Consider the following 23,546-nt stretch of genomic DNA (forward strand, 5'->3'; position numbering starts at 1 on the left):
GTATAACAAAAAGAAGGTATCCTTTTCAGATACCTTCAATGACGGGCCGGTTGCATATTTACCATTCCAGACGTTCCTTCACATTGTTCATCGCCTCTTTCAGGCTGCTGTTCATGACCCGCGCATAATGCTGCGTCATGCGTGTGGAAGCATGTCCGAGCATGACGGACACGTCCTGCAAGGGTACATTGTTGGCGAGCGTGACGGTGGTCCCGAAAGTGTGCCTGGCAACGTGCGTGGTCAGATTTTTCTTTATGCCGCAGAAATCGGCGATTTCCTTGAGGTAGCTGTTCATTTTCTGGTTGCACATGACAGGCAGGCAGCATCCTTTCTTTACGCAGATCGGATGTTCCCTGTATTTCTCCAATATGGCCAGTGGAACGGGCAGCAGCGGGATGTTGCTGATGGAAGACGCTTTTCTGCGGTGTTCCAACTTGACCCTTCCCTTCCTTATCCACCAGTCACCGAGATTGTCCTGTACCAGGTTTTCACCACTCAGAGTGGCGACATCGGAGAACGCCAGACCAGTGAAGCACGCGAAGACAAATATGTCCCTGACCAGCTCGAGCCGTGGGATGGTGAATTTCTTTTTCATGACGGCCTGCAACTCGTCGTAGGTCAGGAATACCGGATCGGTCTCGTCCTGTTCCATCTTGTAACCGTAAAAGGGATTCTTGCGCATCCATTCCTTTGCCAATGCCATGTTGGTGAATTTCTTGAAACATTTCATGTAGCGGACTATCGTGTTACGGCACAGTCCCCCCTCCGTTTTCAGGTAAATGTCAAACGCGCGGATGAACTCCGGTGTCAGCTCATGGAAGGTGATATCCTCCTTGCCGTAATAAGAGGGGATAAGCCGCTGCAATTTCTTCACCACGTTCTTGTACCGGTTGATCGTAACGGGAGAGTAGTCTATGCCTGCCAGTGTTTCCATTTCCTTGATGCCATCCTGCATGGAACCGAGCAATGTACGCATTTCGGTGTCTTTCCCGAAAACACGTTTCAGGATCAGTTTCGGGGTAATCAGGGCCTGTTCCAATACCAGTTCCTTGTGTTTCTCAAGGGCACGTGCGTGTAACTCCGCAATATAGGTATTCAATGCGATGGATGCCCTGTCCCTGCCCTTGCTGCATCCTTTGGCCGCATTCCATAAGTTCAGAGGCACGCTTCTTTGGATACGGGCATCGTCGTAGCTCCCGTTGATGGTTATCCGCATCAGTACGGGGGCCTCACCGTTTTTCAACAATTTCGTTTTGAGCACGAAAAAAAGAATGTTCATTGTTCCTTGTTTCATCACTTTTGTTTTTTTAGAGGTGTTACATCCAATTGTTTCGTCAAAACCGGATGGCATGAGGACGTGAAACGAAATGTTAAATTCGGTGGCTTTTTTGAGGGACTTGTGGAATAGCCATAAAAATCCCATTTTTATCAGGTTCGAATTGCCTTTTGTATCCCGGGTTCGATTCCTTTTTTTATCCCGATGGGAAATACCGAATTTTTAAATTTCTTTCACATTTCTAACTCCATCCGGTCATGTGTGCAAAATTACTTTTTCACACCGGAGATTAAAATTGTCAAATAGTTGAAAAACAATGAAGTATGATGCATATTTATGGCTTTTTCAAAAGCCTTAAAAAAAGCCACTGAATTGGCGAAATCCAACTTCACAAATATGTAATGAAATGCGTAGCGAGGGTAAAAAAAGAACCCTTGAACTATCTCTAATTCAAGGGTTTTCATGCGTTAGAAGCAACTATGTACTTTGCTTTGGTGGTGCCACCAGGAATCGAACCGGGGACACAAGGATTTTCAGTCCTTTGCTCTACCAACTGAGCTATGGCACCATGTTTTCTCTTTTGCGGTTGCAAAGGTAGTGAAAGTTTTGGACTATGCAAGAGCTTTGGGAATAAAAAACGCTGATAAATGCCTATGTGGCTAATTATCAGCGTTTATATTTTCTCTAAAAAGAGAGAAAAAGTCGATTTCTACTCAGTTTCTCCGTTTTCGTCTGCTTTTTCTTCTTCGGATGTTTCTCCTTTCAGTGGATTCCAGCCTTGTGCTTTCAGTTCAAACTCCTGACCGTCGCGGGTAATTAACGCACAACCTAACTCCGGTTTGGTGATATGCCCGATTAGTTTTACCCCTTCCATTTCTGAAACCTTCTCATGGTCGGCAATGGGAACGGTGAACAACAATTCGTAGTCCTCACCACCATTCAGAGCACAAGTAGTCAGATTCATATTAAACTCTTCAGCCATGACAGCCGTCTGATAATCAATGGGGATATGCTCCTCGTAGACACGGCAACCCACTTTGCTTTGCGTACAGATATGCAACAATTCAGAAGATAAACCATCGGAAATGTCCATCATGGAAGTGGGTTGGATGCCCTCTTCTGCCAGCTTTTCAATAATGTCACGACGAGCCTCCGGTTTCAATTGGCGTTCCAGAAGATATTCTTTGCCGGAAAAATCAGGCTGTAAATCGGTATTGCCTTTGAGAGCAATCTTCTCGCGCTCTAATAATTGTAATCCCATGTACGCGGCACCCAAGTCACCGGTCACACAAACCAGATCCGTCTCTTTGGCACCATTTCGGTAAACTACTTTATCTTTGTCTGCTTCGCCGATACAAGTGATACTGATTGCCAGTCCCGTAAGAGAAGACGAAGTATCTCCACCTACGATGTCCACATCATATTCCTCGCATGCCAGACGGATACCGGCATACAACTCCTCTATATCTTCTACAGAGAAACGTTTGGAAAGGGCCAGGGAAACCGTTATCTGCTTCGGCGTGCCGTTCATGGCATAGATATCGGAGAAGTTCACGATGGTAGCTTTATAGCCCAAATGTTTCAGCGGGACATAGACTAAATCGAAATGTACACCTTCCATCAGCAAGTCAGTGGTAATCAGCACTTGCTTTTCGGCAGGGTAGGAGAGTACGGCGGCATCATCGCCCACACCATACCGGCTCGATTCATTTTTCAGTTCAATGCCTTCGGTGAGGCGGCGGATGAGGCCGAATTCACCGAGGCTTGCTATTTCTGTTCTCATGATTACGCTCTGTTTATCAATTCTCTCATAATCTCCGTCATTTTCGGCTGGGCGGCGTCGGCAGCTTTCTGCACTTCTTCGTGCGTCACTTCCACGATCTTGCCTTCCACACCGAGGTCGGTGATTACAGAGATACCAAACACTTTGATTCCACAATGGTTCGCAACAATCACTTCCGGCACTGTAGACATACCCACTGCATCCGCACCGAAGATATGGAACAATTTATATTCAGCCGGCGTCTCAAACGTCGGGCCTTGTGTGCCGACGTATACACCATGTTGCACTTTGATACCCTTTTCCGCGGCAATTGCATCAGCCTTACGAATCATTTCCTTATTGTATGCCTCACTCATATCCGGGAAACGTGGTCCGTACGGAATATTCTTGCCGCGCAACGGATGTTCGGGGAAGTAATTGATATGGTCTGTAATAATCATCAGGTCGCCGATTTCAAAATCCGGGTTTGTGCCGCCGCTCGCATTGGAAACGAACAGGGTCTTGATGCCCAACTCACGCATCACACGTACGGGGAATGTCACTTCCTTCATCGAGTAACCTTCATAGTAATGGAAACGGCCTTGCATTGCCATGATATCCTTGTTACCCAGCTTGCCGAATATCAGCTTTCCGCTGTGTCCTTCTACCGTCGATACGGGGAAGTTCGGTATTTCCTCATACCTTATTTCGTACTTCTCGGTGATTTCAGTGGCAAGACTGCCTAAACCGGTTCCGAGGATAATCGCTGTCTCTGGTTGTGTGTGCATCCTACCTTTCAGGTAAGCCGCTGTTTCTTGAATGAGCTCTAACATAGCCAATAATATTTTGGTTAAATATATGTTGTTGATTTTGTAAGAATTCTATCTCTATCGGCAAAACGTACAAGTACGGTTTCAACGCTTCGGTCAGTGCCGGATGGTGTTGCAGCCTTGTCGCATCCTTCTCTGTGGTGACAATCAGCTTCTTTTCTCCTTCCAGGTATTCGAAGCGTTCCTTTATCAATTGCAGGTCTTTATGGCTGAAATCGTGATGGTCGTCAAACTGGTATAAATCCACGTGGGGGGTATGTACTTTCAGTTTCTCCACCAATGTGGCAGGCGAGGCAATTCCCGTCACCAGCAATACCCGTTCGTCTTTTCTGAGCGAAGCAAGTGCCCGCCGTTTCTCTCCGAAGAGCGAGGTTAGTGCACCATACCTGAACGATGAAAAATAAAGTTGCTGATACGGATACAGTTTCAGTCTTTTCGTGATGATATTGAAGTCTATCGGTTTGATGTCCTCCGGGCATTTTGTCACGATTACGATATGTGCCCGGTTCTTGCCGTCTTCCGGTTCACGCAGATGCCCTGCCGGAAGCAGTGTGTCGTCTGAAAACAGTCTGTGGAAATCCGTCAGCAATATGTTCAGCCCCGCTTTTACATGCCGGTGCTGAAAGGCATCATCCAGTAACACCACATCCACTTTGGGATTTTCCAGTTTCATCAACTGTTCTATGCCGTGGCAACGATTCTCGTCCACAGCCACCCGTATATCGGGAAATTTTGTTTTTATCTGATAAGGCTCGTCGCCGATGCGCTTTACGTCTGTTTCGTCCGTAGCCAGCACGTATCCTTTGCTTTTCCGTTTGTAACCCCGGCTCAGCATGGCTACGTGCGCTCCCGTTTGTTGTAACAACTTGATAAGATACTCCGTGTGTGGCGTCTTGCCCGTACCGCCCACGGCAAGGTTTCCGACGCATACCACAGGTACGTCAAAACTCTTTGACCGGTAATATCCCCAATCAAAGAGTTTGTTTCGCAGGTATACCCCTATCCCGTAAAGCCACGAGACGGGGTATAGCCAATAGTGTATCTTAACAAGCGGTTCTTCCATCCACTCCTTTCTTTAATTGATGTTCAACTCAAACGGAACGCGTGCCTGAATCTTATCGTAATTCTCGAAATTGTTCAGCCAGTTGAACTGGTTATAGATTTCGCTGACTTTGCCTTTCAGCATACGTGATTGGATATATCCACCCGGATTCGTATCCATCAGCGTTTCAAAGAAACTCTTCTTGCCCGGATAAGACATCACGGTGTATGCTTCCAGTCCGGCTTTTCCGATGGCCATTTCCAGCGCTTTGTCCAGTCCGCCCAGTTCGTCCACCAAGCCCAGTTCTTTGGCTTTGGCACCTGTCCATACACGGCCTTCGGCTATTTTCTTGATTTCATCCGTTGTCATACCACGACCCTCAGCACAGCGTTTCACGAACAGTTCGTAACCCTCGTTCACCATATTCTGCATCAAAGCCTTTTCACCGTCGTTCAGCGGACGTCCCATCATGCCGAAGTCAGCATACGTATTTGTCTTGACTGCATCGAATGAAAGACCGATCTTATCCGTCAACCCCTTCACGTTGGGGAACATACCGAAGATACCGATAGAACCTGTCAGTGTTGTCGGGTCAGCCACGATGCTGTCCGCATTACAAGAGATGTAGTAACCGCCTGAAGCAGCATAGTCACCCATTGAAACAATCACAGGCTTTTCTTTCTTCAACTCAGTCACTGCATACCAGATTTGTTCCGAACCGTAAGCACTACCACCCGGAGAGTTCACGCGCAGCACTACGGCTTTCACATCTTCATCATCTTTCAACTTACGCAAGTCGCGGATTACTTTATCGGAATTGATTCCTTCTTCGCTACCAGCGCGGGAACTTCCACCGTCGATGGCTCCGTATGCATAATACACGGCAACGATATTTCCGCTCTTGTCCTTCGGAACATTCTTTTTCACGTTTATCATATCTTTCAGGGTCAGTACCGGCATGCGGTCATCCTCATCAATGCCGACCATGGTCTTCAGATAATTGCGCACATCATTCTTATATACTAATGTATCGGTAAGTCCGTACTCCAGACAATCTTCTGCCGGATAGAACATCAGCATCTTGTCTGCAGCTTCATTCAGTTTTTCTTTGCTCACGCCTCTTGATTCGGAAACATCGCTCAACATCTGGTCCCAGATACCATTCAGGAATACACTCACCTGTTCACGGTTGGCAGGGCTCATTTCTGTGGAGATGAACGGCTCAACTGCTGATTTGTAAGTACCTACTTTGAATACCTGCATCTCAACACCGATTTTGTCCAGCAAATCTTTGTAGAAAATCGGAGTGGAAGCCAGACCGTACCAGCCGACTGAGCCTTGAGGATTCAACAGCACTTTGTCGGCCACACTTGCCAGATAGTAAAGACGCTGTGTATATTGGTCGCCGTAAGCTACTACGAACTTACCGCTGGTCTTGAAGTCGGCCAATGCTTTGCGAATCTCTTCCAGTGAGGCGAAACCTATGCCCAGGGTTCCGGCTTGCAGGTAAATACCCTTGATGTTTTCATTCTCTTTAGCCTTTTGGATAGACGAAAGGATGTCATCCAACCCGTATGTTGTTTCATCTTCGCTCAGGAAAATGTCGAACGGATTGTCCTGACTGCGTTCGGAGAGCATGCCTCTCAGGTCGAGCATCATCACCGAGTTCTTACGTACCTGAGTTTCAGACTCTGATGAGGACAGCATACCAAATACTATCAGAATACTGACGAAAAACAACACGACGCTTGACACTATTATACCGGTAATGGTGGCCAGCGTAAATTTAAAAAAATCTTTCATTGCATTTATTGTTTTTTGTATGCTAACTTATAAAAGCTAACAAAGATAAATAATTGAGTTGATATTTACCCTATCTGTCGCAAGCTTTTTATTTTAGTCACACTTTCTAAATAGAAAATTAGTATAAGGAATAAAGATGTATTGAAATCCGCGAGCGAATCCGCTATAACGCAATAGGCAAACCCCGTGTCGGCCGTTTTAGCCAAACCTGTTCCGATTAGTTTGACAGGCCCTGTGAACTATTAGTCTCGAGACTCTGAAGAAACCTTTTTTTTATCTTGCGAATTCGATTTTCTTCTTTTATCCCCTATTCTTTTTAAATCCGGATTTTCTATGTTACAAATTCGGTTTAATCTATCAAAACTAAGGGGGGTAAAACACTTTGTATGTAAAGTATGGAAGGTCTGAATGAGGCTGGAACGCCGATGTATAGGGAGATTGAAGCGAATTACACAGTATGAAGGATATCAAAACGATTCGTGTCTTTTGGGTTACATAAGAGTTACAGTAAACGGAATATAAAAGGGTTCTAAACAGTTATAAGTTACATTTAAATAAAATGAGGGCTGAATTGATGCTTTTTGAGGCGCAATTCAGCCTTTTTTCTTTGTAGGGCATAGAATCTACTCCTGAGTACTACGAATAAGGTGGGATTGTTTGATAATGGCTCTACGGGTTATCTTGACGCCACCATCGTATAAACCGGCATGGAGTAGTGAGCTTTGTTTTATGCCTATTTGAGCCGCGTTTAGAACGGTATAAATGGCACTGATGCTACCGAAATAATAGTCTTTCTTCTCGAAAATGAGGTGTACATGGATGATCTTGGTCATATTGTTAGTATTTAGAAGTTTCTAATGCAAAGATATTCCGAATAATAATTATATAGAAGTATTTGGGCTAAAAATATGTACTGTTTAGAGCGTTTAAATAGCCTCCTTGTTTGGATGATCCGAAATTAGTAAATAGAGAAATTTTTAATGGTGGTCTGCGAAGTGGGGAAGTGTTAAATATGAGTTGGGGATACTGTTGGGGATATTAAGTTGGGGATACTTTTATGTCTATATAGTTTACCTTTATAAAAGTTGGGGATACTTTTTGACCCTGTTTTTTTGCGTGTTTTGGATGTGATGTTTCTTTTGAGATAATGTTTTGCGGCGTTTTAATAACTATTTATAGGGGGATAGTATAGTAGTTTTTAGAAGTGTTGATATTGCAAAGCTTGCATAAGTGGTTGATTTGTAGTATCTATTAGCGTAATAAGTGGTATTTTAGCGACGTAAACGTGTGTGCGTCGCTAAATATCGCAGGATAGAGCAGTAGGTAGCTCGCATGGTTCATACCCATGAGGTCACAAGTTCGAGCCTTGTTCCTGCCACAAAGTTTATTGAAGGTGTTGGTAACGTTCCCGCTGATCAGGACTCCGACTGAGGGATAAAACGTACGGAGATTTAAGGTTATTGATTGATTGTTGATGGAAAATGCTCCCGGTGATTGTACCGGGAGCTTAATTGCAAGTTTATGACAGATTATATATTAAAAGTCAACGTCCTGATGTTACTTATATTTGCCAGAATAAGAAACATTAAGGTTAATACTAAAGGAGTTATGCTATTTTTGCCGGATGTATTTAAGGTAACTATAAGATTGTGTTTTGATATATTACGCTTGTTTCTATTTATTATATATCCTATTATATTATTCAGCATCTCCCTCTTGTTCTTCATTTATTTCTCCATTATAATTTTCAGTTGTCAGTAGACCAATTGGTGTAAATGGTAGAGATTTATCTTCAAATCTTGGATAAAGATTTTCTGTTTCTTGGGTAGCAATTAAAGATGGATGTATCTCACCACCAGCTTTTAATAACTTTATTAATTCTGATAATGACGTGCTTAGTCTATCAATGCGTTCATTGATATCGGTTTGACTATCTTCTTGGTTTTTCTTTTCGAAATATTTATTATTCAATTCTGCAGCTTTTTCCAAAGCTTCTTTCTTTATGGTTTTCTCTTCCAATTCTTTTATCGTTATCTTTTTGATTTGGCAATCCAAATCTAATGATTGAATTGTTTTAAAAGATTCTACAACTCCCAACACTTTTTTTAGTATGACAAAAGCGGTACTTACTAATCCACCAATCATAAGGACAGCTTCTATTACTCCAACATCAATTATTAACCAATAAGAGCCATGGTCGAATTGCTTTACTCTTACTTCTCCTCCAACTTCTGGAATAACACGGGAAAGAGCTTTTTTTATAGTATTTCCAGCAGCTGCAAAATCTTTCAAATTATCAATTTGTGGAAGTTTTATATTAATAGTCGTTTCTGTTTCTTCTGTTGTAACATAATTGTTGATCCATTGATGAAGCATAACAATACTATAACTCAGCTTGTCGAATAAAGTTTTGTAAGCTTCATTTTGAGTACCATTTAATATAAAACGATTGGTTATACTTGCATTTATTTGAGCCAATAAATCATCGTTACTGTCTTTAATATGCAAAAAGCCAATATGGTCTAACTCTCTAATGGCAACTTTTACCTTTTGGATATCATCAATGTAGTAAGTGTTGTTGGTATTATTGGAACTGAATTTAGGATGAAAATTTTCATAGGCGATGTTTATACTACGCTTTATATCTATTAGTCTCATACCTTATTTCTTATTTAAAGGGTTGTTAATTGTCGTTTGAATTCTATGTATTGCTAAGTAGTTTGATTAGCAATACGATTACATTTTCCCAGCCGATAATTTCTTTGAGGAAGTAGGCTTTTTCGTGAGTGGGTAGCCTTCGCCATAGTCGCCAGATGAGTCGGAGGTAAAATTCTCGATGACTTCGTTTATCTTCATGTGATGGTCAGACTCCTTATTCTGAGATTGAGAGTGCTGGGCTTTCATGGCGGCAAGTTCTGCGGTCAGGGTACGGAGTTCAGACTGGAGGTGCTTGTTTTCGGCATCCTTCTGATCCAGTTTATCCATGAGGCGCATAGCTATAGCGTCAGAGGGTGCTGATACGGGTTCATTGGGTGTCGGAATATCCTTACGGAGCATAGAACCTTCACCAGATAGTAGCCACTTTAAGTCTATTGTATCAGAATATTCTGATAACGAGAAGCGCCGAAAGAAATCATAGCTTGGTGCGGACTTCATGTTCATGACATCATAGACTGTCTGGGCGCGCTCATATCCAAGCTTTACAGCGAAACCATTGCGCGTGTCACCTGTATATTGCAGGATTTCTGCTATTCTTGCAGAAATTTCTGCATTTTTGTTTTCTTTTTCTTTGTTCATATCAGAATATTCTGTAAGTTTGCAGTGTGTTCAAATGAAACAGCTCCAAAGATAAGAATAATTTTAATCAGTATTTAGATATGGAAAAGAAAATCAGACAGAAGATTGAACTGGGTGCAGCCGGTAAGGCAAAGCTTGCTAAGACATTCGATGTGACAGTTCAGAATGTAAGTCAGGCACTACTGTACAAGCGGAATAGCGTGCAGGCTTGTAAAATCAGAGAGGCAGCCTTAATCAATGGCGGGTCATTGGTACAGATTATTGATGTGACTGATGAGCTGAAACGGCAGGTGAAGGTGCTGGATGCTAAGGGGAATGTGAAGGCGGTGATAGCTAATGATACAGTAACCTTATAAATTCATCATTATGCCGGGATGTAGTAAAATGAATAGAGCCGGGTTACAGTTTATCCGTAAACTGTATCAAGATAATCCGGAAATGCCTTTCGCTCAAATGCTGCCTATCTATAATGATAATGCAATAAGGAATGGCTGGAGATGCTTGCGTTCTTCGGGAACCATTGCGTATCACCTAACCTCTATGGGATTGTATAGATACAGAGAAAGAATAATATCTAACAAGGATTTTGGACATAGAATGGTGAAAGTCTCCACAAGTGTCAAAAAGGAGATGGCCAAGAAGTTTTCTGTTTCAAATATCGCTATATGGGATGCCTTGAACTATAGAACTCAGTCAAAACTGGCTAATGAAATTCGTGCATGGGCGCTGAATCATGGCGGGAAGTTGTTTGAAGAGGCGGAGAATCCGTATGAGAAAGTAGTAACCTTATAAATGATATAGATATGATAAAAATTACATTTAAGACCAGTTCGAATGTAGATGGTTATATAACCAGTTCAACAATAGAATGCCGTGTGTTTGGCATCCTATTGTATAAGAAGAGTTGTTTCTATCCGCCTAAGGGATGGAGCGGAGAATACTTTACACATTGAGTGTCCTCATAATCTTATCTACTTCATCATTGAACTCTTTTACAAGCAAGTTATCGGCGTGAAATACCGTTTTCCCTTTTACCTTGTCTTGAATTTCAACTAATTTTTTGTAGATAAGAAAATTTTGAGCCATGAGACGCTTTAAGTCTTGATCATTCATGATTATATAAATTTTAGTTAGACATGCTACAAATGTAGCGAAACTATCCCGGTTCGGGATGAATAGGGGTAGATTTTTCAATTAAGAATTAAAGATTAAAGTGATATGGACAGGAAATTGACAGAAAATGAAACGGCGTTCCTGCTGGATTTGCGGGAACTGATGGAAAAGCACAATGCCTTGCTGAGTGCTGAAAACGACACGGTGTGCATAGACATTGATTATGATGAGGATGACCAGGAACCGGTTGTGCTGCCTCATAAGATTAATTCGTTCTGCGACCTTGATGTACTGATTTTAAAGAACTCTTAAACTTAATGCGTATATGAAAACTTGGAGACGAATTCAAAAAATAGCCATTGCCGTAGGCATGATTTACGGGCTTTGGCTGGGTAGTAACGTGGACGCGACGGATGCGGATGCACGGAGTGCATTTGTGATAGTGGCGTTGGCGTGTGTGGTGGCGATATCCATGTTTACACCGGATAAGAAAGACACGGAAGCAGTGTAAAAGTTGCTATAGCAGGTCCGGAACTTCCTCAGGTAATTAGCTCTTGGTGGAGGAAGTGGATGGCTTCCCGGTTTGATGCCGGGGCCTGTACAAGTTGAATAAGATAAAGTTTCTGATTATGGAAATGTTTGGGAAGACACTATGTGTGACGTTTGACGACCTTGTAGGAAGTGGGGTCATGAGCAAAGCTAATTATAAAAGGTATGTTCGTGAAGAAAAGTTCAGTTTCATGCAACGGGGCGGTAATGGCAGGAAAGTGCTTATTATCTACGATAAATTGCCTGACAAAATTCGCACTGAAATTGACACCAAGAATCCCGGCGCTAAAGACAAAATCAAAAAACAACAAATCAATCCCATGGACCACCGATTAAAAAGCGACAGCAAAGCTGTTGAATTCTACAAAAAGTATACTCCGAAGATATCACTGGACCGCCAGACGGAATACGTCCTGAATGTCAAGGTGCTGAATGCGATGGTAGCGTTGGAGGTGAGCATGCGCGACGCGCAGGGCAAGTGCGGATTTCAGAACAACAAGGAAATACGCGAAAAAGTCATTGCCCTGTGCGAAAACCTGCGCGAGCGATACCGGCACACACTTCCGAAAGCCCGCCTGATGGAAAAGTATGCCGCTTACAAGAAGTACGGCTATGCGGTGCTCGTCAACGGCAATTCGGGCAACCAGTCCGCTCGCAAGGTGGGACCGATGGAAGGTCGCCTGTTGCTGAAGCTGAAGCGGAGCAAGTTCCCGGTATATACCGACATGCAGATATTCGAGGAGTTCAACCGCATTGTAGAGGAGCGGAACGCACGCGCCACCCGTGAAGAAGATAAGTTGAAACCGATCGCATCTCCCCAGACGGTCATCAACTACCTGTATAAAACGAGCATCAAGCTGTGGTGGTATGGCGTCGTACATGGTGAAATTGCTTTCAAGAACGAGTTCATGCCCCAGTTCGACACCAAGCTTCCTGATATGCCGAATACGTTGTGGTATGGTGACGGTACGAAGCTGAACCTCTATTATAAAGAGTACGACAAGAAGCAAAAGCGCATGGTGGCACGCACCATTGACGTGTACGAGGTGATGGACGCTTGTACGGAAGTCTTCTTGGGATATTCTTTCGGTGCTGAAAATTTCCTCACCCAGTATGATGCCTACCGCATGGCACTGGAAACATGGAAGGTGAAACCTTACGAAATTGTGACCGATAACCAGGGTGGACACAAGAAGCCGGAAGCGCAATACTTCTTTAAGAGAATCTGTCACCTGCACAAAACCACCATGCCGCACAACGGCCAGTCCAAAACCATCGAAAGCGCTTTCGGACGCTTCCAGATGCAGGTGATGCACAAGCTCTATAACTACACCGGACAGAATATCACCGCAACAAAAGAAAACAGCCACGTCAACGTGGACTTGATCATGAAGAACATCGCCCAGCTTCCCACTCTGGAAGAGATGAAAGAACAATATCTGGCATGTCGCCAAGAATGGAACGAGATGTTGCACCCCACTTCTGAAACAGGCATGACCCGTATGGAGATGTATACCACACTCAGCAGTCCGAACGCTGAGCCGTTGGATGACTTCGGGGTGCAGGAACTCTTCATGCTCCTGAGCAAGGACAGCGTGAAGTACAACAAGCACGGCTTCATCTTCGAGCGCAACAAGCAGGAATACCGCTACATGGTATACGGTGAAGACGGGCTGGTAGACATGAACTTCCACATGCAGAACATCGGCAACAGTTTCCGTTACCGCTACGATCCAAAAGATATGACTGCCGTGGAACTGTGGGAAGTAGGTGCCAAGGGCGCGTTGAAATATGCCGCCACCGCCACGCCGAAGGTTGTCATCCATCGTGCCACGGCAGACCGGACGGAAGAAGAAAGCAGCAGGCTTTTCGCCCAGATACACGCCAACAAGCGTGCCCTCGTCGGACATTACATCGCCTGTGAAGAACTTCTACTCGAAGAGTGCATGAGCGAAGCTTATACGAAACTTGTGATGCCTATTCCGGTAGGTGAATCCCAGAAGAGCATGGATCGCCAGCGTGAAGAATATGCCAATGAAGAACTGACCGCCCCGGTGCAGTATCCCGAAGGTGTGGGACCGGGAACCTACAGGGACGAACCGGAAGAAGAGCCTGCCGGGCTTGCTTCTGTTGGCGAATATACCAAACAGGCTTCCGGCATGACCGATGTGGAGATGTACCAATCCTTCTTCGGCACCAATTAATCAGTATTCAATAATCAATTAAATACCCTTCAAAAACAATGAAAGAACTAAGTAAACAAGACAAGGATGCCATTCGGGATGCCCTGATGGAGTATTGCAGCAACTACCCCTCGCAGAACCGCGCCAGCGAGAGCCTGAACGGTGTGAGTGCCGCCACGGTATCGCAGATTTGCAACTCCAAGTACACCAGTATCAGCGACGACATGTTCAGCCGCATAGCCGCACAAATCGGCTACAGCCTGGAACGCTGGACGCTGACGGACAGCGATGCCTTCAAGCGGATCACTTTCTACATGACAGATGCGCAGGCATACAAGAATACTACCTGGATAGTGGGCGATGCAGGTTGTGGTAAGACCACCGCCGCCATCGAATACCGCCGCACGCACCGCAATGTCTTCTATATCCTTTGCTCCGAGGACATGAAGAAAAGCGACTTCGTGCGTGAGATAGCCAAGCAGGTAGGCGCACCGGTGGACGGGACGAACCTGCGGGATATCTTGGAGTATGCCATCTCTATGATTGCCTTCCTTCAGAACCCGCTCATCATCTTTGATGAAGGCGATAAATTGACCGATAGCGTGTTCAGCTACTTCATCTCTATTTACAATAGGCTGGAAAACAAGTCCGGTATTGTATTCCTTTCCACCGATTATATCAAACGCCGTGTGGAGAATGGCTTGCGTTATAACAAGAAGGGATATAAGGAGATTAACAGCCGCATAGGTCGCAAATTTTTCGATGTAAATGTAGCCACGGAACAGGATATTTATGCCATCTGCCAGGCGAACGGCTTGACCGATCTTGCAGAGATAAAGCGTGTTCAGCGTGAGGCTGCCCAGGGCGAGTATGACCTTCGCCGTGTGAAGCGCGTGGTGCATGCCTGCAAGCGTATCCAAGAAGCCCAGCGGATGAAAGGAGAACAGGCATGAACGAGACAGTGAATGATGCAAAGACTTTCCAGCGCAACGCTAAAGGGGTGCGGGAACTGCTGAGCATGAAGTTCGAGACGCTGGCTTTTGAAGGTGCGTGGTACGATGCCTTCGGCACACCGGAACGCCGGGGTGTGTGGATGGTGTGGGGCAACACCGGAAACGGGAAAACCTCTTTCGTAATGCAACTTTGCAAGGAGTTGTGCCGTTTCGGGCGCGTGGCCTATGACAGTTTGGAAGAGGGTGCCTGCCTGACGATGCAGAACACGTTGAAGCGTTTCAATATGCAGGAAGTGAACCGGCGCTTCCTGTTGTTGGATGCGGAGCCACTGGATCAGTTAAGCCTGCGGCTGAAACGCCAGAAAGCTCCCGATTTCGTGGTGATAGACAGTTTCCAATATACGCAGATGACCTATGCGCAGTATATCAGGTTCAAGGAACAGCACCGCAACAAGTTGCTTATCTTCATCAGCCATGCCAGCGGTAAGAATCCGGACGGTCGTAGTGCGAAGAAAGTAGCGTTTGATGCTTCGCTGAAGATATACGTTGAGGGGTATCGGGCATTTTCCAAGGGACGGTTTATCGGACCGAAGGGATACTATGATATCTGGCCGGAGGAGGCGGCTAAATTCCGCGGAGAGGATATGAATAATGTTTAGTGATTGATTAGCAATGAGAACAACGAAAGATAAGCCTATTACCTCGCAGCAACTCAAAGCCCTGCACGCCACCTTCCACACGCTCCGTATGGATGCTGATGCCCGCCACGGTTGCATCTATTCTTTCACCGGTGGGCGGACACAGAGCAGCAAGGAGTTGACGATACGTGAAGCCCAGCAACTGCTGGGGAAGCTGAACCCGATGGATGACAAAGCTCGCGAACTTCAACGCAAGGAAGCGCAAATGGTGTTCCGCGACATCTACCGCCTTTCATTCCTGATACCTCAGCTAAACCAAGGTTTCACCAGTGCCAACGAAGAGGAATACCAGATGAACGTGGCGAAACTCAATGTTTGGGCAAGGAAATATACCAAAGCCCGCAAGGATGTGACACGAATGGTACTCTGGGAACTCCAGGAGACGAAGAAGCAACTGGAGGCCTTTATGAGACGTGAAGAACGAAAAACAAAAAAATAATCAGATCATGAGAAAGCAAGAAGAAATCAACCGTGCGGCAGCCATTCTCCGCAAGAAGGGCGACCGGATCAGTGTGGCCCAGGCGGAAGTACTGGAACAGAGACGCACGGAAACGCAGCTCTTTAAAGAATTCGTGGTGTCCGCCGGTGAAGACAAGAAGGATGACAAGTTCTTTTATGCCTTGCGTGACGCTGCACGCTTTGCCGCAGGCGGGTTGGAACTGGAAGAATTGATACCTGATGCAGAAAAATATCCGGTGGAACTTGTACCTGCGCAGAAGAAGGAGCGGCAGACGGTATCCTATCAGGAGTATCAGGCGTTGATGCGGCGGGTGAACCTGCTGGAAGGACTTGTGGACGAACTTTGCAAGGAGCGCCGCCAACGTGCCGAATACCAGAAGAAGCCGGACACGAACCGGGCAGACTTCATCAGCCAGGAAGAGACTACAAAATGGGTCGGTTGCAGCCGCGAGACGCTGAACTCCTGGCAACGCAAGGGATTTATCACCGGTTATCGAAAGGCGGGGCGGGTGTACTATAGTAAGAGTGAACTGGAAAGTAGCCCCAAAGTGCAGAACTTCCGTAGCTTGAAATGAAAGGAGGAAGAACTATGAGAGACTATATCCGCAAAACCCCGGACAACTCCGACCGCCTTCAGGAACTTGCCGGACGACTGGAAGCCAGTGCCGACCGCATCTGCGACCTTCAGGAACGCCTGATAAATGGCACCGATAAACTGAAGCCTTCCGAATATGACCGCCTGCTGGATGCCTACCGGGCAGAACAAATACGTTACGACCGCTTGGATGAGGAACTGGAGGCGCTGGAAAAACCGAAAAAGTCGCCGGAAAATAAGGAGAAGCGGCGCAAGCTGAACAGGGAAAGAAGAGAGAAAATTAACTATTAACCCAATAAAAAAAGGAATTATGGCAAGAACTAAGAAAACAGTAGTCAGCGGCATCAGCCGCGAACAGGCAGAACAGGCATTCGCAGACTTTGCGGCGGCCGACGCCAAAGTACAGAACCTTACGTCCAAGATGGACATCGAGATGACCCGCATCCGCGAGAAGTATGCTGACCAGTTGGCGGAACAGAACGCCCGGAAAGAAGCGGCTTTCGAGATTGTGCAGGCCTATGCGGTGGAGAACAAGGACGAGCTATTCTCCAAGAAAAAAAGCGTGGAGAGCGCCCATGGCGTGTTTGGTTTCCGCACCGGAACCCCGAAGTTGAAGAACTTGAAGGGTTTTACCTGGGCGGCGGTGACGAACCTCTGCAAAGAGCTTCTCCCTTCGTATATCCGCACATCGGAAGAACTGGCGAAGGACAAGCTACTGGCGGATCGCGAACTGCCCGAAGTGGCGGAATACTTCCCGAAGATTGGCGTGCAGGTGGTGCAGGATGAGACTTTTTTTGTTGAACCTAAAAAGGAAAACGATGCTCCGGCAGCCGGATGAGTGGTATGAGTACCGGCCGAAAGGCAGATGCTGGGCGGTGTACCTCATGAAGCGGGACACCACCGGTTCCACCGGAAAGCATATCGGGACGTATCTCTGCCGGGAGGACGCGAAAAGCGAGGTAAGGAAAGGTAATTATAAATTAAAGAAGAATGGCACAGATAAAGTATAGTTCAATCATTCCGAATGATAAGCCTCAGTGGCTGTTGAATGTGCAGCAGTCGGTAGCCGCTGCCACGGGGCGCATGAACCTGCAAGGCAGTGAACGGGACTTCCAGAACCTGCAAGCCTTCGTCAATGCGGAGATAGCGGCACAACGTTCGCTCGGCAATATCCGCGCGGAGAAGGTGAAAACAGAAATTCGTACGGACGAAGGCAGGACAGTGCTGCATATCTATAGGAATCATCAGTTGGTACAGACTTATTATATTGAATAGTGTATGAGCGAGAAACAGAACGGGGTGCTCCTCACGGCACCCCTTTTCGGAACAGGAAAGGAAACGGTCGGTTATTTCACCGGATACGGTTGTGGTTATTGTCAAGGCACGGGATATTTCATTGACCCTGATATTGTCAATGAGCGCGTGAAAACGCCTTGTCCGAAATGTGGCGGTACTGGGAAAGTGAAAGGAATCGTGACAGTGGATTGGGTACCGGATGGTGAAGTTAAGTCCTATTTCAAGGAGGATAAGCCATGATATACCGTGAACCTAAAGACTTGATAATACAGGTGGAGGACAGTTATCTGGGGCAAGTGCAATACTATTGGACGCAATACGGAAAGCCATGCAAGTTCCTGCAAATGGGTGCCAATACGGAAAGGCTGACTGCCATACTGGTCAAGATGAACAATGCCGATGCTGGTTCCTTTGTCTATATGCTTTGCGAACGGCTGAATGCCCGGATGTATGAGCAAGGGACGAAGAAACCGCTGACGGTGGAGGATGTGTTTTTGTTTTAACCTTTAAATATGAAAAGCCAAAACAACATTAGCAGTTTTATCTCCGGTCCTTGCGGCCAAGCCAAGAAAGGACTATATCAATCATTTCAGGCAGAGCAAACCGCTCGAAGGCGTTTATTTCGCGGACTTTATCCGTGAGGTAGTCGAAAAGAAATCCAGACGCAAGTCTGCACAATATCCCGCCGTTTATGATGCTGTCATCAGGCACATCAACCGCTTTTCAGAAGAGTATGATTGCTGTATCTTCACTAACTCGATCACTGAGGAGTTTCTGGATGATTTCATTGTCTATCTCGAAGAATGCGGATTACGACATAATACAATCGTAGGTTACATCTTAAAAATTCAGTCTATGGTACGAAAAGCAAGTCAGTATAATTATGCGGTAGACCCTTCTTATGAAGGGATTGACATCCGGCTGGAGGAAACCTCAGCCGTATTCCTCAGCATGAATGAGATTACGCGCATTTATTATTATAAGTTCGAGAAACAAGATAAACGCAGGGCTAAAGAGCGCATCCGTGATTTGTTTGTGGTAGGGTGTCTCACTGCTCTTCGTTATTCTGATTACTCCACACTGACGAAAGATAACTATCAGGGTGATTATATCATCAAACGGACGAAAAAGACGAATGTTGATGTGAAGATTCCGGCACATGATTACGTAAAGGAAATCTTTGCGAAGTACAACGGTAGCATTCCTTGTGGCTTGTGTATTCAGTATTTTAATAAGTACCTGAAGGTAATCATGCGGGAGATCGGGCTGAATGATAAGGTTACTTACTCATTTACCAAAGGCGGAAAATTACAAACCGTCACCCGTGAGAAATGGGAACTTATCAGTAGCCATACGGCTCGTAGAAGTGCCGCAACTAATATGTATCTCACTGGACGCATGAGGACACTGGAAATCATGAAATTGACGGGTCATCGGACAGAACAGAATTTCTTCCGCTATATCCGTTTGACGGGTGATGACATGGCACGAGCCATAAGTGGAGATATGTATTTTAGAAAGTAATAACCGGGCCTTCCCCGGTTATTCGGGGGAGGCTCATAATAAGATAGAAACGAGCCAATAACGGATGGGCCGGTAGGAATCCGGCAATTAAAAAGACGTTCCCCCATCATGAGGCTCTTAACGAATAACCAGGCAAATGAGCAACGTTTTGAGTGTCTCCGCTTTATGTCAGAAATTCGTGAGCTATTCTACGATTGCTCTTGTGATATCTGTTTGCTGAGAGATATGAGTGAAGTAGACCCAGAAAGGCTATCCGAGATATTGGATAAGTATAGTAATTTATTAGGGTTTAAAGAATAACTAAGAAGGAAGGGATAGGATGTAGAAGAAGGGAAGGATAGCCCTCCCTTCGAATATATAGAGTTCCTTAATATTTGAATTCGAGTTCCTTTATTTTATGACTTGGATCCACATTGTCTATATAATCTAAACCTCTAAAGTAATCACCAACCATTCTATAACGAAGCTTACCATTTGGTGCTATATGGGCAGTCTTGTAATTCAATATGGTTTGTTGCTCTTTACTTTGTTTAAAGTATCGACAAATGCTACTTCCTTTAAGTTCAAAAGCAATATCAATAACTTCTGGACGTAGTGCAACATTAATTCCCATACCCTCTTCAATCAACTTTACACTTGGATACATTATTCCATCTATTTCTGGATGAGCATCTAATAGTGCCTTAGTGAAAGTTGCTGTATAAGTATAACATTCTCTTTCCTCTTCTTCATTTTTTGCAATAAATGAGAATTTTCGGGATAGTTCTTTCAATTCAGAAACAATATCTTCGCTAAGCTTAAATTCACTAATTAATTTCTCCCACATTTCAAAATACCAAACAAAGTCTATAGGGGGATTACTATAACTGTCAAAGACAGGAATAACAAAAAGATTTATAGGCCTTTTGTTAACCCACAAAGAATATGTGAAATCTTTTTTCCCAATAAATGAATCATCTTTAATCTCTTTGCATGTTTCAAGAAGACATGTCATTCTTGGGATATCTTTGTCTTTGGGGTCTTCAGAAAAAATTGCCCCATAAAACATTGGTTGCTTTTCAAAATTAGCTCTCATTAAGCCTGCAAATTCAGACGGTGGGTATGACACATCTTTTTTATATTTAAAAATTTGATTAATCATTTTGTGTGGTCTTACCCGAATGACTTTAGTACCTTGATTTAACCTCCTAATTAGGAGTGGAATGTTGATAATGTTCTCAAATGTTTTCATAATACTTTTTTATATGTTATAGTGAAGTATGAACAAAAAGTGTGCCATTATTATAGGAATACTAATTAAAACCAATAAGCTCGGTGTACACTATTGAAAATAAAATAGAGTAATTAAGATAAAAAGAGAGTCGTTGCAAAGTTTACAGTGACTCTCTTTTATCGTCTTCCCGACATTAGAAAACGATTTCATTCCCCCGGCTCCCCCAGGCATTCAATCATCGCCTCATGTTGCAGTGGTGTCAACGCTCTTTGCCGCGGCTTATAATAAAGTTCTTCCAAACGTCTGGTCAGTTCCGTATTCAGCACAATCCAGCGATGTAGTTGGCTCACCGCACTCCGTGGCGTACTGCCCGGAAAGTACTTTTGTGCAAGGTCGCTCAGGTAAATGCCACCGGGATGTTTCTTTTCTTCATTCATTGTGCGTTTTCCTTTCTTTTAAAATGGGTCAAAAAATTACCCGGTAGTAATTTTATAACTACTACCGGGTGGTTTATTCACTACTACTGGGTAGAGGACTGATTACTTATAGGTAATTTGTCAGCCCAACGGATTTTCGTCTAATCCGCCTCCGCCGGAACCGCTGCCGCCGTTACCGTCCGGACCATCGGGCAACGCCGCTTCTCCTTTCTTTGCTACACGGTGAAACGTCAGCCCGCCATCACCCGCACGGGTTGCCGCCTTGATAGGCCTGCCGGGACGGAACTGGATGGAAGCGCCGGTGATGTTGGCGCTGGTGAATTTCTTTTCCGTTTCGGCCCCTTCCGAGCATAACTGTATCTGGAAGGTTCCGAAGTTCTCCAGGCGGACGATCTTTCCTGCCGCCAGATTCTTGTTGATTTGCTGGATAAGGGCGCGAAGGGCGTTCAGCACGTCACCGTCCGTGAGAGAAGTGGCGTATGAGATGTCCTCGGCTATCTCGTCCATGGTGATTTCGCCGTTGGCCTGGGCTTTGGCGTAATACTTCTTGGGGGCATTCTCAACGCCCGGTTTGGTGCTCATGTGAGCAAGGGAATAGTTTACCATAACTTCGTCAAATTAAGAATTAATAATTAAATCCGTGTCGTTTCGCGAAAAAGACGGTGCAAAGGTGGTGAAGACGGGTTATCCGGTGTGGTAGAACATGCTTTTATGCGGGTTTAGTTGTATTAATATGTTATTATGGTTACCTTTGTAACAAGGTTTTCAGGGATTTTCATTATTCATTTTTTCATTTCTTGCCAACGTATGAAGAAGAATCGGACAAAAATAGTCGGGTGCAGTTATGCCTTCCGTGTGGAAGACGTTGTACGCATCTACGACGAACATGCACGCAGCGGCCTTAGCAACCGTGAAATCCTGCGCCGCTATATCTGGCCGAAATACCACATCTGCGAAAAGACTTTCTACAATATCATCAATGCCAGTGCCGACCCGCGGATCATCCGCAAGCAGGAAGAGATGCGGGCACAACTTACTCTTTTCTGATGTTATCCATCACCATGCATGTATAATCGCTGATATCTTCCACCAGTTCCTCATGGTTGTGGTTGGTACTGCTGCCTGTGCGCCGGAACATGTTGAATTCCGTCTGTCTGTTGCTGCCTGTCAGGTTGAACAGGTGGCGGTCTATGCGATCCAGCAGGTCGAAGCGTTCGAGGCTTTGCTGCTGGAATTGGCTGCCGTCGCGGGTGCTTCCGTCCCAGGGGGTGATGATGTGCAGGCGGATGGTGGCATCGGCGCGCTGTGTACCGGCACCCAGCGTGTTCCACTTCACGGGCATGAACTCGATGAAGATGGCGGGCGTGTCGAACACTTCTTCCTGTTCGATGAATTCCACTTGTTCGTTCCAAAGGTCGAACGTCTTGATAACCGGTTCTCCGGTCTTGTCTGTCATTTGTTTCAGCCGGTCAATGAGGCTGAGATAAAGAAAACGTCTCATTTTATGCAGATTAAGAATTGATAATTAAAAAACTGTCTGTCGATTGGCATCCGCTATTTCACGGATGATGCGTTCCACCTCGGGATGCATGCCGATGAACTGGCGCTTAGGGATGACTATTTTGCTGCCTACCTTTTTCAAGGCCATGATTTTGCAGAACTTGGCTTCTTCGGTCAGTTCCCGGTTCTTCTGGTTGTCACGCAGTTCGCCACTCTTTTTGCGTTGCAGCTTTTCGGTGAACTTCGGTTTGTCCGGGCGGCTGCGCTTGCTGCCCATGATGAGCAGGTAGCGGTACCAGAAGTATTTCTTCATCTTGCGGGTGACGGTGATGGTGCCGCCTTCGTTATGTATGGCAGCGTATGGAACGCTGCTGGTGAAGACGACGCTATGGTCGGTGACGGATGCTTCTTTCTTGATGGTGCGGCGCAAGGTTCCTTCGCGGGATAGCAGACCGCGGCTTTCATCATCGTTGAACTTCCGGCGCGCCCACTTCTCATTGAAGAATGCTTCCCGCTCGAAGTTCCGGTCGAACTCATCGCCCAGCTTTACACTGATATCTTTCAACGTCAGCTTGATGAATCGTTTGAGCTTTTGTTCAAGTTCGCCGGTCATGCTTGAATTTTGGGGCATAATGCTTGTTATTTAAAGAATTAAACGTATCTTTGTATCATGTCTCAGCAATGAGAACAGGGACGTGTCACGCTTCGGGCGGCTCGTACCAAATCCGTCCCGACCCGCAATGGCCGGGACGATGTTTTTATAGAGAATGTACTTCATTTTCACCTGTAATAAAGTATTTGGCTTTTATGCCTTCTTTCTTCAGAATCAGCAGCTGTTTTCGGAAATCATCGTTCCATTCGTCGAATTGGAACAACGCCATCTCCGCCCCCTGTTGGCGAACTGCTTTCCGTGCATATTTCGGGTCAGTCCGAAAACCCTGTGGGTATGTTATGTTAATAAGCGAAAGTGAATTATCTTTGCGGTTATATTTAAACAACAACAATCCAATGAATTC

General features: G+C 45.3%; 32 protein-coding genes and 2 tRNA genes. 18 read left to right on the forward strand and 16 right to left on the reverse strand.

Annotated features, from left to right (window positions below; genetic code table 11):
• Positions 1–58 precede the first annotated feature (58 nt).
• From BUC01_RS16115 to BUC01_RS16150, 7 genes are all read right to left on the reverse strand, one after another.
• On the reverse strand, positions 59–1,294 hold the full coding sequence (locus tag BUC01_RS16115) for a site-specific integrase (RefSeq protein WP_025830972.1): 1,236 nt from the start codon (positions 1,292–1,294) through the stop codon (positions 59–61).
• Positions 1,295–1,768: 474 nt separating this feature from the next.
• Positions 1,769–1,844 (reverse strand) — tRNA-Phe (locus BUC01_RS16125).
• Positions 1,845–1,985: 141 nt separating this feature from the next.
• The gene (thiL, locus tag BUC01_RS16130) at positions 1,986–3,059 is read right to left on the reverse strand and encodes a thiamine-phosphate kinase (RefSeq protein ID WP_025830971.1); all 1,074 of its coding nucleotides are present in this window, start codon (positions 3,057–3,059) and stop codon (positions 1,986–1,988) included.
• A 2-nt stretch (positions 3,060–3,061) separates the two neighbouring features.
• Positions 3,062–3,871, reverse strand: coding sequence for a purine-nucleoside phosphorylase (locus tag BUC01_RS16135; RefSeq protein ID WP_073314217.1), 810 nt, complete (start codon positions 3,869–3,871; stop codon positions 3,062–3,064).
• Positions 3,828–4,931, reverse strand: coding sequence for a tetraacyldisaccharide 4'-kinase (gene lpxK / locus BUC01_RS16140; protein WP_025830970.1), 1,104 nt, complete (start codon positions 4,929–4,931; stop codon positions 3,828–3,830). Before lpxK ends, BUC01_RS16135 begins: the two co-directional genes overlap by 44 nt.
• A 12-nt stretch (positions 4,932–4,943) precedes the next feature.
• Positions 4,944–6,713, reverse strand: a complete 1,770-nt coding sequence (gene sppA, locus BUC01_RS16145) for a signal peptide peptidase SppA (RefSeq protein ID WP_073314219.1) — start codon at positions 6,711–6,713, stop codon at positions 4,944–4,946.
• Positions 6,714–7,336: 623 nt separating this feature from the next.
• Positions 7,337–7,546 carry a hypothetical protein gene (locus BUC01_RS16150; RefSeq protein ID WP_025830969.1) on the reverse strand — a complete coding sequence of 70 codons (210 nt, stop codon included), beginning with the start codon at positions 7,544–7,546 and terminating at the stop codon, positions 7,337–7,339.
• A 472-nt stretch (positions 7,547–8,018) separates the two neighbouring features.
• Here BUC01_RS16150 and BUC01_RS16155 point away from each other — a divergent pair.
• A tRNA-Met gene (locus BUC01_RS16155) sits at positions 8,019–8,091 on the forward strand.
• A gap of 320 nt (positions 8,092–8,411) precedes the next feature.
• Here BUC01_RS16155 and BUC01_RS16160 read toward each other — a convergent pair.
• Positions 8,412–9,371 (reverse strand): hypothetical protein, encoded by a 960-nt coding sequence (locus tag BUC01_RS16160; protein WP_025830968.1) that lies wholly within the window; start codon positions 9,369–9,371, stop codon positions 8,412–8,414.
• Between the two features lie 78 nt (positions 9,372–9,449).
• A complete protein-coding gene (locus BUC01_RS16165; RefSeq protein WP_025830967.1) occupies positions 9,450–10,010 on the reverse strand; it encodes a hypothetical protein in 561 nt (186 codons plus the stop codon).
• Between the two features lie 80 nt (positions 10,011–10,090).
• Between BUC01_RS16165 and BUC01_RS16170 the strand changes: the two genes are divergently transcribed.
• Together BUC01_RS16170 and BUC01_RS25900 are read left to right on the forward strand one after the other, a co-directional pair.
• Positions 10,091–10,366 carry a hypothetical protein gene (locus BUC01_RS16170; protein WP_025830966.1) on the forward strand — a complete coding sequence of 92 codons (276 nt, stop codon included), beginning with the start codon at positions 10,091–10,093 and terminating at the stop codon, positions 10,364–10,366.
• A gap of 10 nt (positions 10,367–10,376) precedes the next feature.
• Positions 10,377–10,802, forward strand: a complete 426-nt coding sequence (locus BUC01_RS25900; RefSeq protein WP_243462343.1) for a hypothetical protein — start codon at positions 10,377–10,379, stop codon at positions 10,800–10,802.
• A gap of 150 nt (positions 10,803–10,952) precedes the next feature.
• Here BUC01_RS25900 and BUC01_RS25535 read toward each other — a convergent pair whose 3' ends face one another.
• A complete protein-coding gene (locus BUC01_RS25535) occupies positions 10,953–11,123 on the reverse strand; it encodes a hypothetical protein (RefSeq protein ID WP_159106492.1) in 171 nt (56 codons plus the stop codon).
• Between the two features lie 105 nt (positions 11,124–11,228).
• Between BUC01_RS25535 and BUC01_RS16180 the strand changes: the two genes are divergently transcribed.
• The 14 genes from BUC01_RS16180 to BUC01_RS16245 all read left to right on the forward strand — a co-directional run bounded on the left by BUC01_RS16180 (position 11,229) and on the right by BUC01_RS16245 (position 19,380).
• Complete coding sequence (locus BUC01_RS16180; protein ID WP_025830964.1) at positions 11,229–11,435, forward strand: hypothetical protein; 207 nt, start codon at positions 11,229–11,231, stop codon at positions 11,433–11,435.
• Positions 11,436–11,448: 13 nt separating this feature from the next.
• Complete coding sequence (locus BUC01_RS16185) at positions 11,449–11,634, forward strand: hypothetical protein (RefSeq protein WP_025830963.1); 186 nt, start codon at positions 11,449–11,451, stop codon at positions 11,632–11,634.
• 118 nt (positions 11,635–11,752) lie between these two features.
• Positions 11,753–13,876, forward strand: coding sequence for a hypothetical protein (locus BUC01_RS16190; RefSeq protein ID WP_073314221.1), 2,124 nt, complete (start codon positions 11,753–11,755; stop codon positions 13,874–13,876).
• A 38-nt stretch (positions 13,877–13,914) separates the two neighbouring features.
• A complete protein-coding gene (locus BUC01_RS16195; protein ID WP_025830962.1) occupies positions 13,915–14,808 on the forward strand; it encodes an AAA family ATPase in 894 nt (297 codons plus the stop codon).
• Positions 14,805–15,467 carry an AAA family ATPase gene (locus tag BUC01_RS16200; protein ID WP_025830961.1) on the forward strand — a complete coding sequence of 221 codons (663 nt, stop codon included), beginning with the start codon at positions 14,805–14,807 and terminating at the stop codon, positions 15,465–15,467. The genes BUC01_RS16195 and BUC01_RS16200 overlap by 4 nt, the downstream gene beginning before the upstream one ends.
• 13 nt (positions 15,468–15,480) lie before the next feature.
• Positions 15,481–15,945 (forward strand): hypothetical protein, encoded by a 465-nt coding sequence (locus tag BUC01_RS16205; RefSeq protein ID WP_025830960.1) that lies wholly within the window; start codon positions 15,481–15,483, stop codon positions 15,943–15,945.
• A 7-nt stretch (positions 15,946–15,952) separates the two neighbouring features.
• Complete coding sequence (locus BUC01_RS16210; RefSeq protein WP_073314229.1) at positions 15,953–16,540, forward strand: helix-turn-helix domain-containing protein; 588 nt, start codon at positions 15,953–15,955, stop codon at positions 16,538–16,540.
• A gap of 14 nt (positions 16,541–16,554) precedes the next feature.
• A complete protein-coding gene (locus tag BUC01_RS16215; RefSeq protein ID WP_034524075.1) occupies positions 16,555–16,851 on the forward strand; it encodes a hypothetical protein in 297 nt (98 codons plus the stop codon).
• Positions 16,852–16,870: 19 nt separating this feature from the next.
• Positions 16,871–17,398 (forward strand): host-nuclease inhibitor Gam family protein, encoded by a 528-nt coding sequence (locus BUC01_RS16220; RefSeq protein ID WP_073314223.1) that lies wholly within the window; start codon positions 16,871–16,873, stop codon positions 17,396–17,398.
• A complete protein-coding gene (locus tag BUC01_RS16225) occupies positions 17,379–17,570 on the forward strand; it encodes a hypothetical protein (RefSeq protein WP_025830958.1) in 192 nt (63 codons plus the stop codon). Before BUC01_RS16220 ends, BUC01_RS16225 begins: the two co-directional genes overlap by 20 nt.
• Positions 17,551–17,835, forward strand: coding sequence for a hypothetical protein (locus BUC01_RS16230; protein WP_025830957.1), 285 nt, complete (start codon positions 17,551–17,553; stop codon positions 17,833–17,835). Before BUC01_RS16225 ends, BUC01_RS16230 begins: the two co-directional genes overlap by 20 nt.
• 3 nt (positions 17,836–17,838) lie before the next feature.
• Complete coding sequence (locus tag BUC01_RS16235) at positions 17,839–18,096, forward strand: hypothetical protein (protein ID WP_025830956.1); 258 nt, start codon at positions 17,839–17,841, stop codon at positions 18,094–18,096.
• Entirely contained in the window at positions 18,093–18,359 is a 267-nt protein-coding gene (locus BUC01_RS16240) for a hypothetical protein (protein WP_025830955.1), read from the forward strand. The genes BUC01_RS16235 and BUC01_RS16240 overlap by 4 nt, the downstream gene beginning before the upstream one ends.
• Before the next feature lie 76 nt (positions 18,360–18,435).
• Positions 18,436–19,380, forward strand: coding sequence for a phage integrase SAM-like domain-containing protein (locus BUC01_RS16245; RefSeq protein WP_051568742.1), 945 nt, complete (start codon positions 18,436–18,438; stop codon positions 19,378–19,380).
• A gap of 367 nt (positions 19,381–19,747) precedes the next feature.
• Here the strand turns inward: BUC01_RS16245 and BUC01_RS16255 are convergent, their stop codons facing one another.
• The 3 genes from BUC01_RS16255 to BUC01_RS16265 form a co-directional block, all read right to left on the reverse strand.
• On the reverse strand, positions 19,748–20,611 hold the full coding sequence (locus tag BUC01_RS16255) for a hypothetical protein (protein WP_073314225.1): 864 nt from the start codon (positions 20,609–20,611) through the stop codon (positions 19,748–19,750).
• Between the two features lie 188 nt (positions 20,612–20,799).
• Entirely contained in the window at positions 20,800–21,030 is a 231-nt protein-coding gene (locus tag BUC01_RS16260) for a DUF4248 domain-containing protein (protein ID WP_025830952.1), read from the reverse strand.
• Positions 21,031–21,150: 120 nt separating this feature from the next.
• The gene (locus BUC01_RS16265) at positions 21,151–21,636 is read right to left on the reverse strand and encodes an HU family DNA-binding protein (RefSeq protein WP_073314227.1); all 486 of its coding nucleotides are present in this window, start codon (positions 21,634–21,636) and stop codon (positions 21,151–21,153) included.
• Between the two features lie 201 nt (positions 21,637–21,837).
• Here BUC01_RS16265 and BUC01_RS16270 point away from each other — a divergent pair, with 201 nt between their 5' ends.
• Positions 21,838–22,077 (forward strand): hypothetical protein, encoded by a 240-nt coding sequence (locus tag BUC01_RS16270; protein WP_025830951.1) that lies wholly within the window; start codon positions 21,838–21,840, stop codon positions 22,075–22,077.
• Here the strand turns inward: BUC01_RS16270 and BUC01_RS16275 are convergent.
• The 3 genes from BUC01_RS16275 to BUC01_RS25690 all read right to left on the reverse strand — a co-directional run.
• Positions 22,064–22,531, reverse strand: coding sequence for a hypothetical protein (locus BUC01_RS16275; RefSeq protein WP_025830950.1), 468 nt, complete (start codon positions 22,529–22,531; stop codon positions 22,064–22,066). The genes BUC01_RS16270 and BUC01_RS16275 overlap by 14 nt on opposite strands.
• Before the next feature lie 24 nt (positions 22,532–22,555).
• Entirely contained in the window at positions 22,556–23,161 is a 606-nt protein-coding gene (locus BUC01_RS16280; protein ID WP_025830949.1) for a phage virion morphogenesis protein, read from the reverse strand.
• 127 nt (positions 23,162–23,288) lie between these two features.
• Positions 23,289–23,546 (reverse strand): hypothetical protein (locus BUC01_RS25690; protein ID WP_217653895.1); only part of this gene is annotated, 258 nt, incomplete at its 5' end.

This window comes from Bacteroides stercorirosoris (genome assembly GCF_900142015.1).
Classification (GTDB): domain Bacteria; phylum Bacteroidota; class Bacteroidia; order Bacteroidales; family Bacteroidaceae; genus Bacteroides; species Bacteroides stercorirosoris.

Excerpts from the sequence above, each read along its gene's own strand:
- BUC01_RS25535 (WP_159106492.1), bottom strand. The coding sequence starts at position 11,123 with ATGAATGATCAAGACTTAAAGCGTCTCATGGCTCAAAATTTTCTTATC.
- BUC01_RS16115 (WP_025830972.1), bottom strand. The coding sequence starts at position 1,294 with ATGAAACAAGGAACAATGAACATTCTTTTTTTCGTGCTCAAAACGAAA.
- BUC01_RS16255 (WP_073314225.1), bottom strand. The coding sequence starts at position 20,611 with ATGAAAACATTTGAGAACATTATCAACATTCCACTCCTAATTAGGAGG.
- BUC01_RS16230 (WP_025830957.1), top strand. The coding sequence starts at position 17,551 with ATGGCACAGATAAAGTATAGTTCAATCATTCCGAATGATAAGCCTCAG.
- sppA (WP_073314219.1), bottom strand. The coding sequence starts at position 6,713 with ATGAAAGATTTTTTTAAATTTACGCTGGCCACCATTACCGGTATAATA.
- BUC01_RS16200 (WP_025830961.1), top strand. The coding sequence starts at position 14,805 with ATGAACGAGACAGTGAATGATGCAAAGACTTTCCAGCGCAACGCTAAA.
- BUC01_RS16270 (WP_025830951.1), top strand. The coding sequence starts at position 21,838 with ATGAAGAAGAATCGGACAAAAATAGTCGGGTGCAGTTATGCCTTCCGT.
- BUC01_RS16240 (WP_025830955.1), top strand. The coding sequence starts at position 18,093 with ATGATATACCGTGAACCTAAAGACTTGATAATACAGGTGGAGGACAGT.
- BUC01_RS16180 (WP_025830964.1), top strand. The coding sequence starts at position 11,229 with ATGGACAGGAAATTGACAGAAAATGAAACGGCGTTCCTGCTGGATTTG.
- BUC01_RS16135 (WP_073314217.1), bottom strand. The coding sequence starts at position 3,871 with ATGTTAGAGCTCATTCAAGAAACAGCGGCTTACCTGAAAGGTAGGATG.
- BUC01_RS16150 (WP_025830969.1), bottom strand. The coding sequence starts at position 7,546 with ATGACCAAGATCATCCATGTACACCTCATTTTCGAGAAGAAAGACTAT.
- BUC01_RS25900 (WP_243462343.1), top strand. The coding sequence starts at position 10,377 with ATGCCGGGATGTAGTAAAATGAATAGAGCCGGGTTACAGTTTATCCGT.
- BUC01_RS16220 (WP_073314223.1), top strand. The coding sequence starts at position 16,871 with ATGGCAAGAACTAAGAAAACAGTAGTCAGCGGCATCAGCCGCGAACAG.
- thiL (WP_025830971.1), bottom strand. The coding sequence starts at position 3,059 with ATGAGAACAGAAATAGCAAGCCTCGGTGAATTCGGCCTCATCCGCCGC.
- BUC01_RS16170 (WP_025830966.1), top strand. The coding sequence starts at position 10,091 with ATGGAAAAGAAAATCAGACAGAAGATTGAACTGGGTGCAGCCGGTAAG.
- BUC01_RS16235 (WP_025830956.1), top strand. The coding sequence starts at position 17,839 with ATGAGCGAGAAACAGAACGGGGTGCTCCTCACGGCACCCCTTTTCGGA.
- BUC01_RS16165 (WP_025830967.1), bottom strand. The coding sequence starts at position 10,010 with ATGAACAAAGAAAAAGAAAACAAAAATGCAGAAATTTCTGCAAGAATA.
- BUC01_RS16275 (WP_025830950.1), bottom strand. The coding sequence starts at position 22,531 with ATGAGACGTTTTCTTTATCTCAGCCTCATTGACCGGCTGAAACAAATG.
- BUC01_RS16260 (WP_025830952.1), bottom strand. The coding sequence starts at position 21,030 with ATGAATGAAGAAAAGAAACATCCCGGTGGCATTTACCTGAGCGACCTT.
- BUC01_RS16185 (WP_025830963.1), top strand. The coding sequence starts at position 11,449 with ATGAAAACTTGGAGACGAATTCAAAAAATAGCCATTGCCGTAGGCATG.
- BUC01_RS16280 (WP_025830949.1), bottom strand. The coding sequence starts at position 23,161 with ATGCCCCAAAATTCAAGCATGACCGGCGAACTTGAACAAAAGCTCAAA.
- BUC01_RS16215 (WP_034524075.1), top strand. The coding sequence starts at position 16,555 with ATGAGAGACTATATCCGCAAAACCCCGGACAACTCCGACCGCCTTCAG.
- BUC01_RS16205 (WP_025830960.1), top strand. The coding sequence starts at position 15,481 with ATGAGAACAACGAAAGATAAGCCTATTACCTCGCAGCAACTCAAAGCC.
- BUC01_RS16265 (WP_073314227.1), bottom strand. The coding sequence starts at position 21,636 with ATGGTAAACTATTCCCTTGCTCACATGAGCACCAAACCGGGCGTTGAG.
- BUC01_RS16195 (WP_025830962.1), top strand. The coding sequence starts at position 13,915 with ATGAAAGAACTAAGTAAACAAGACAAGGATGCCATTCGGGATGCCCTG.
- BUC01_RS16225 (WP_025830958.1), top strand. The coding sequence starts at position 17,379 with ATGCTCCGGCAGCCGGATGAGTGGTATGAGTACCGGCCGAAAGGCAGA.
- BUC01_RS16210 (WP_073314229.1), top strand. The coding sequence starts at position 15,953 with ATGAGAAAGCAAGAAGAAATCAACCGTGCGGCAGCCATTCTCCGCAAG.
- lpxK (WP_025830970.1), bottom strand. The coding sequence starts at position 4,931 with ATGGAAGAACCGCTTGTTAAGATACACTATTGGCTATACCCCGTCTCG.
- BUC01_RS16190 (WP_073314221.1), top strand. The coding sequence starts at position 11,753 with ATGGAAATGTTTGGGAAGACACTATGTGTGACGTTTGACGACCTTGTA.
- BUC01_RS16160 (WP_025830968.1), bottom strand. The coding sequence starts at position 9,371 with ATGAGACTAATAGATATAAAGCGTAGTATAAACATCGCCTATGAAAAT.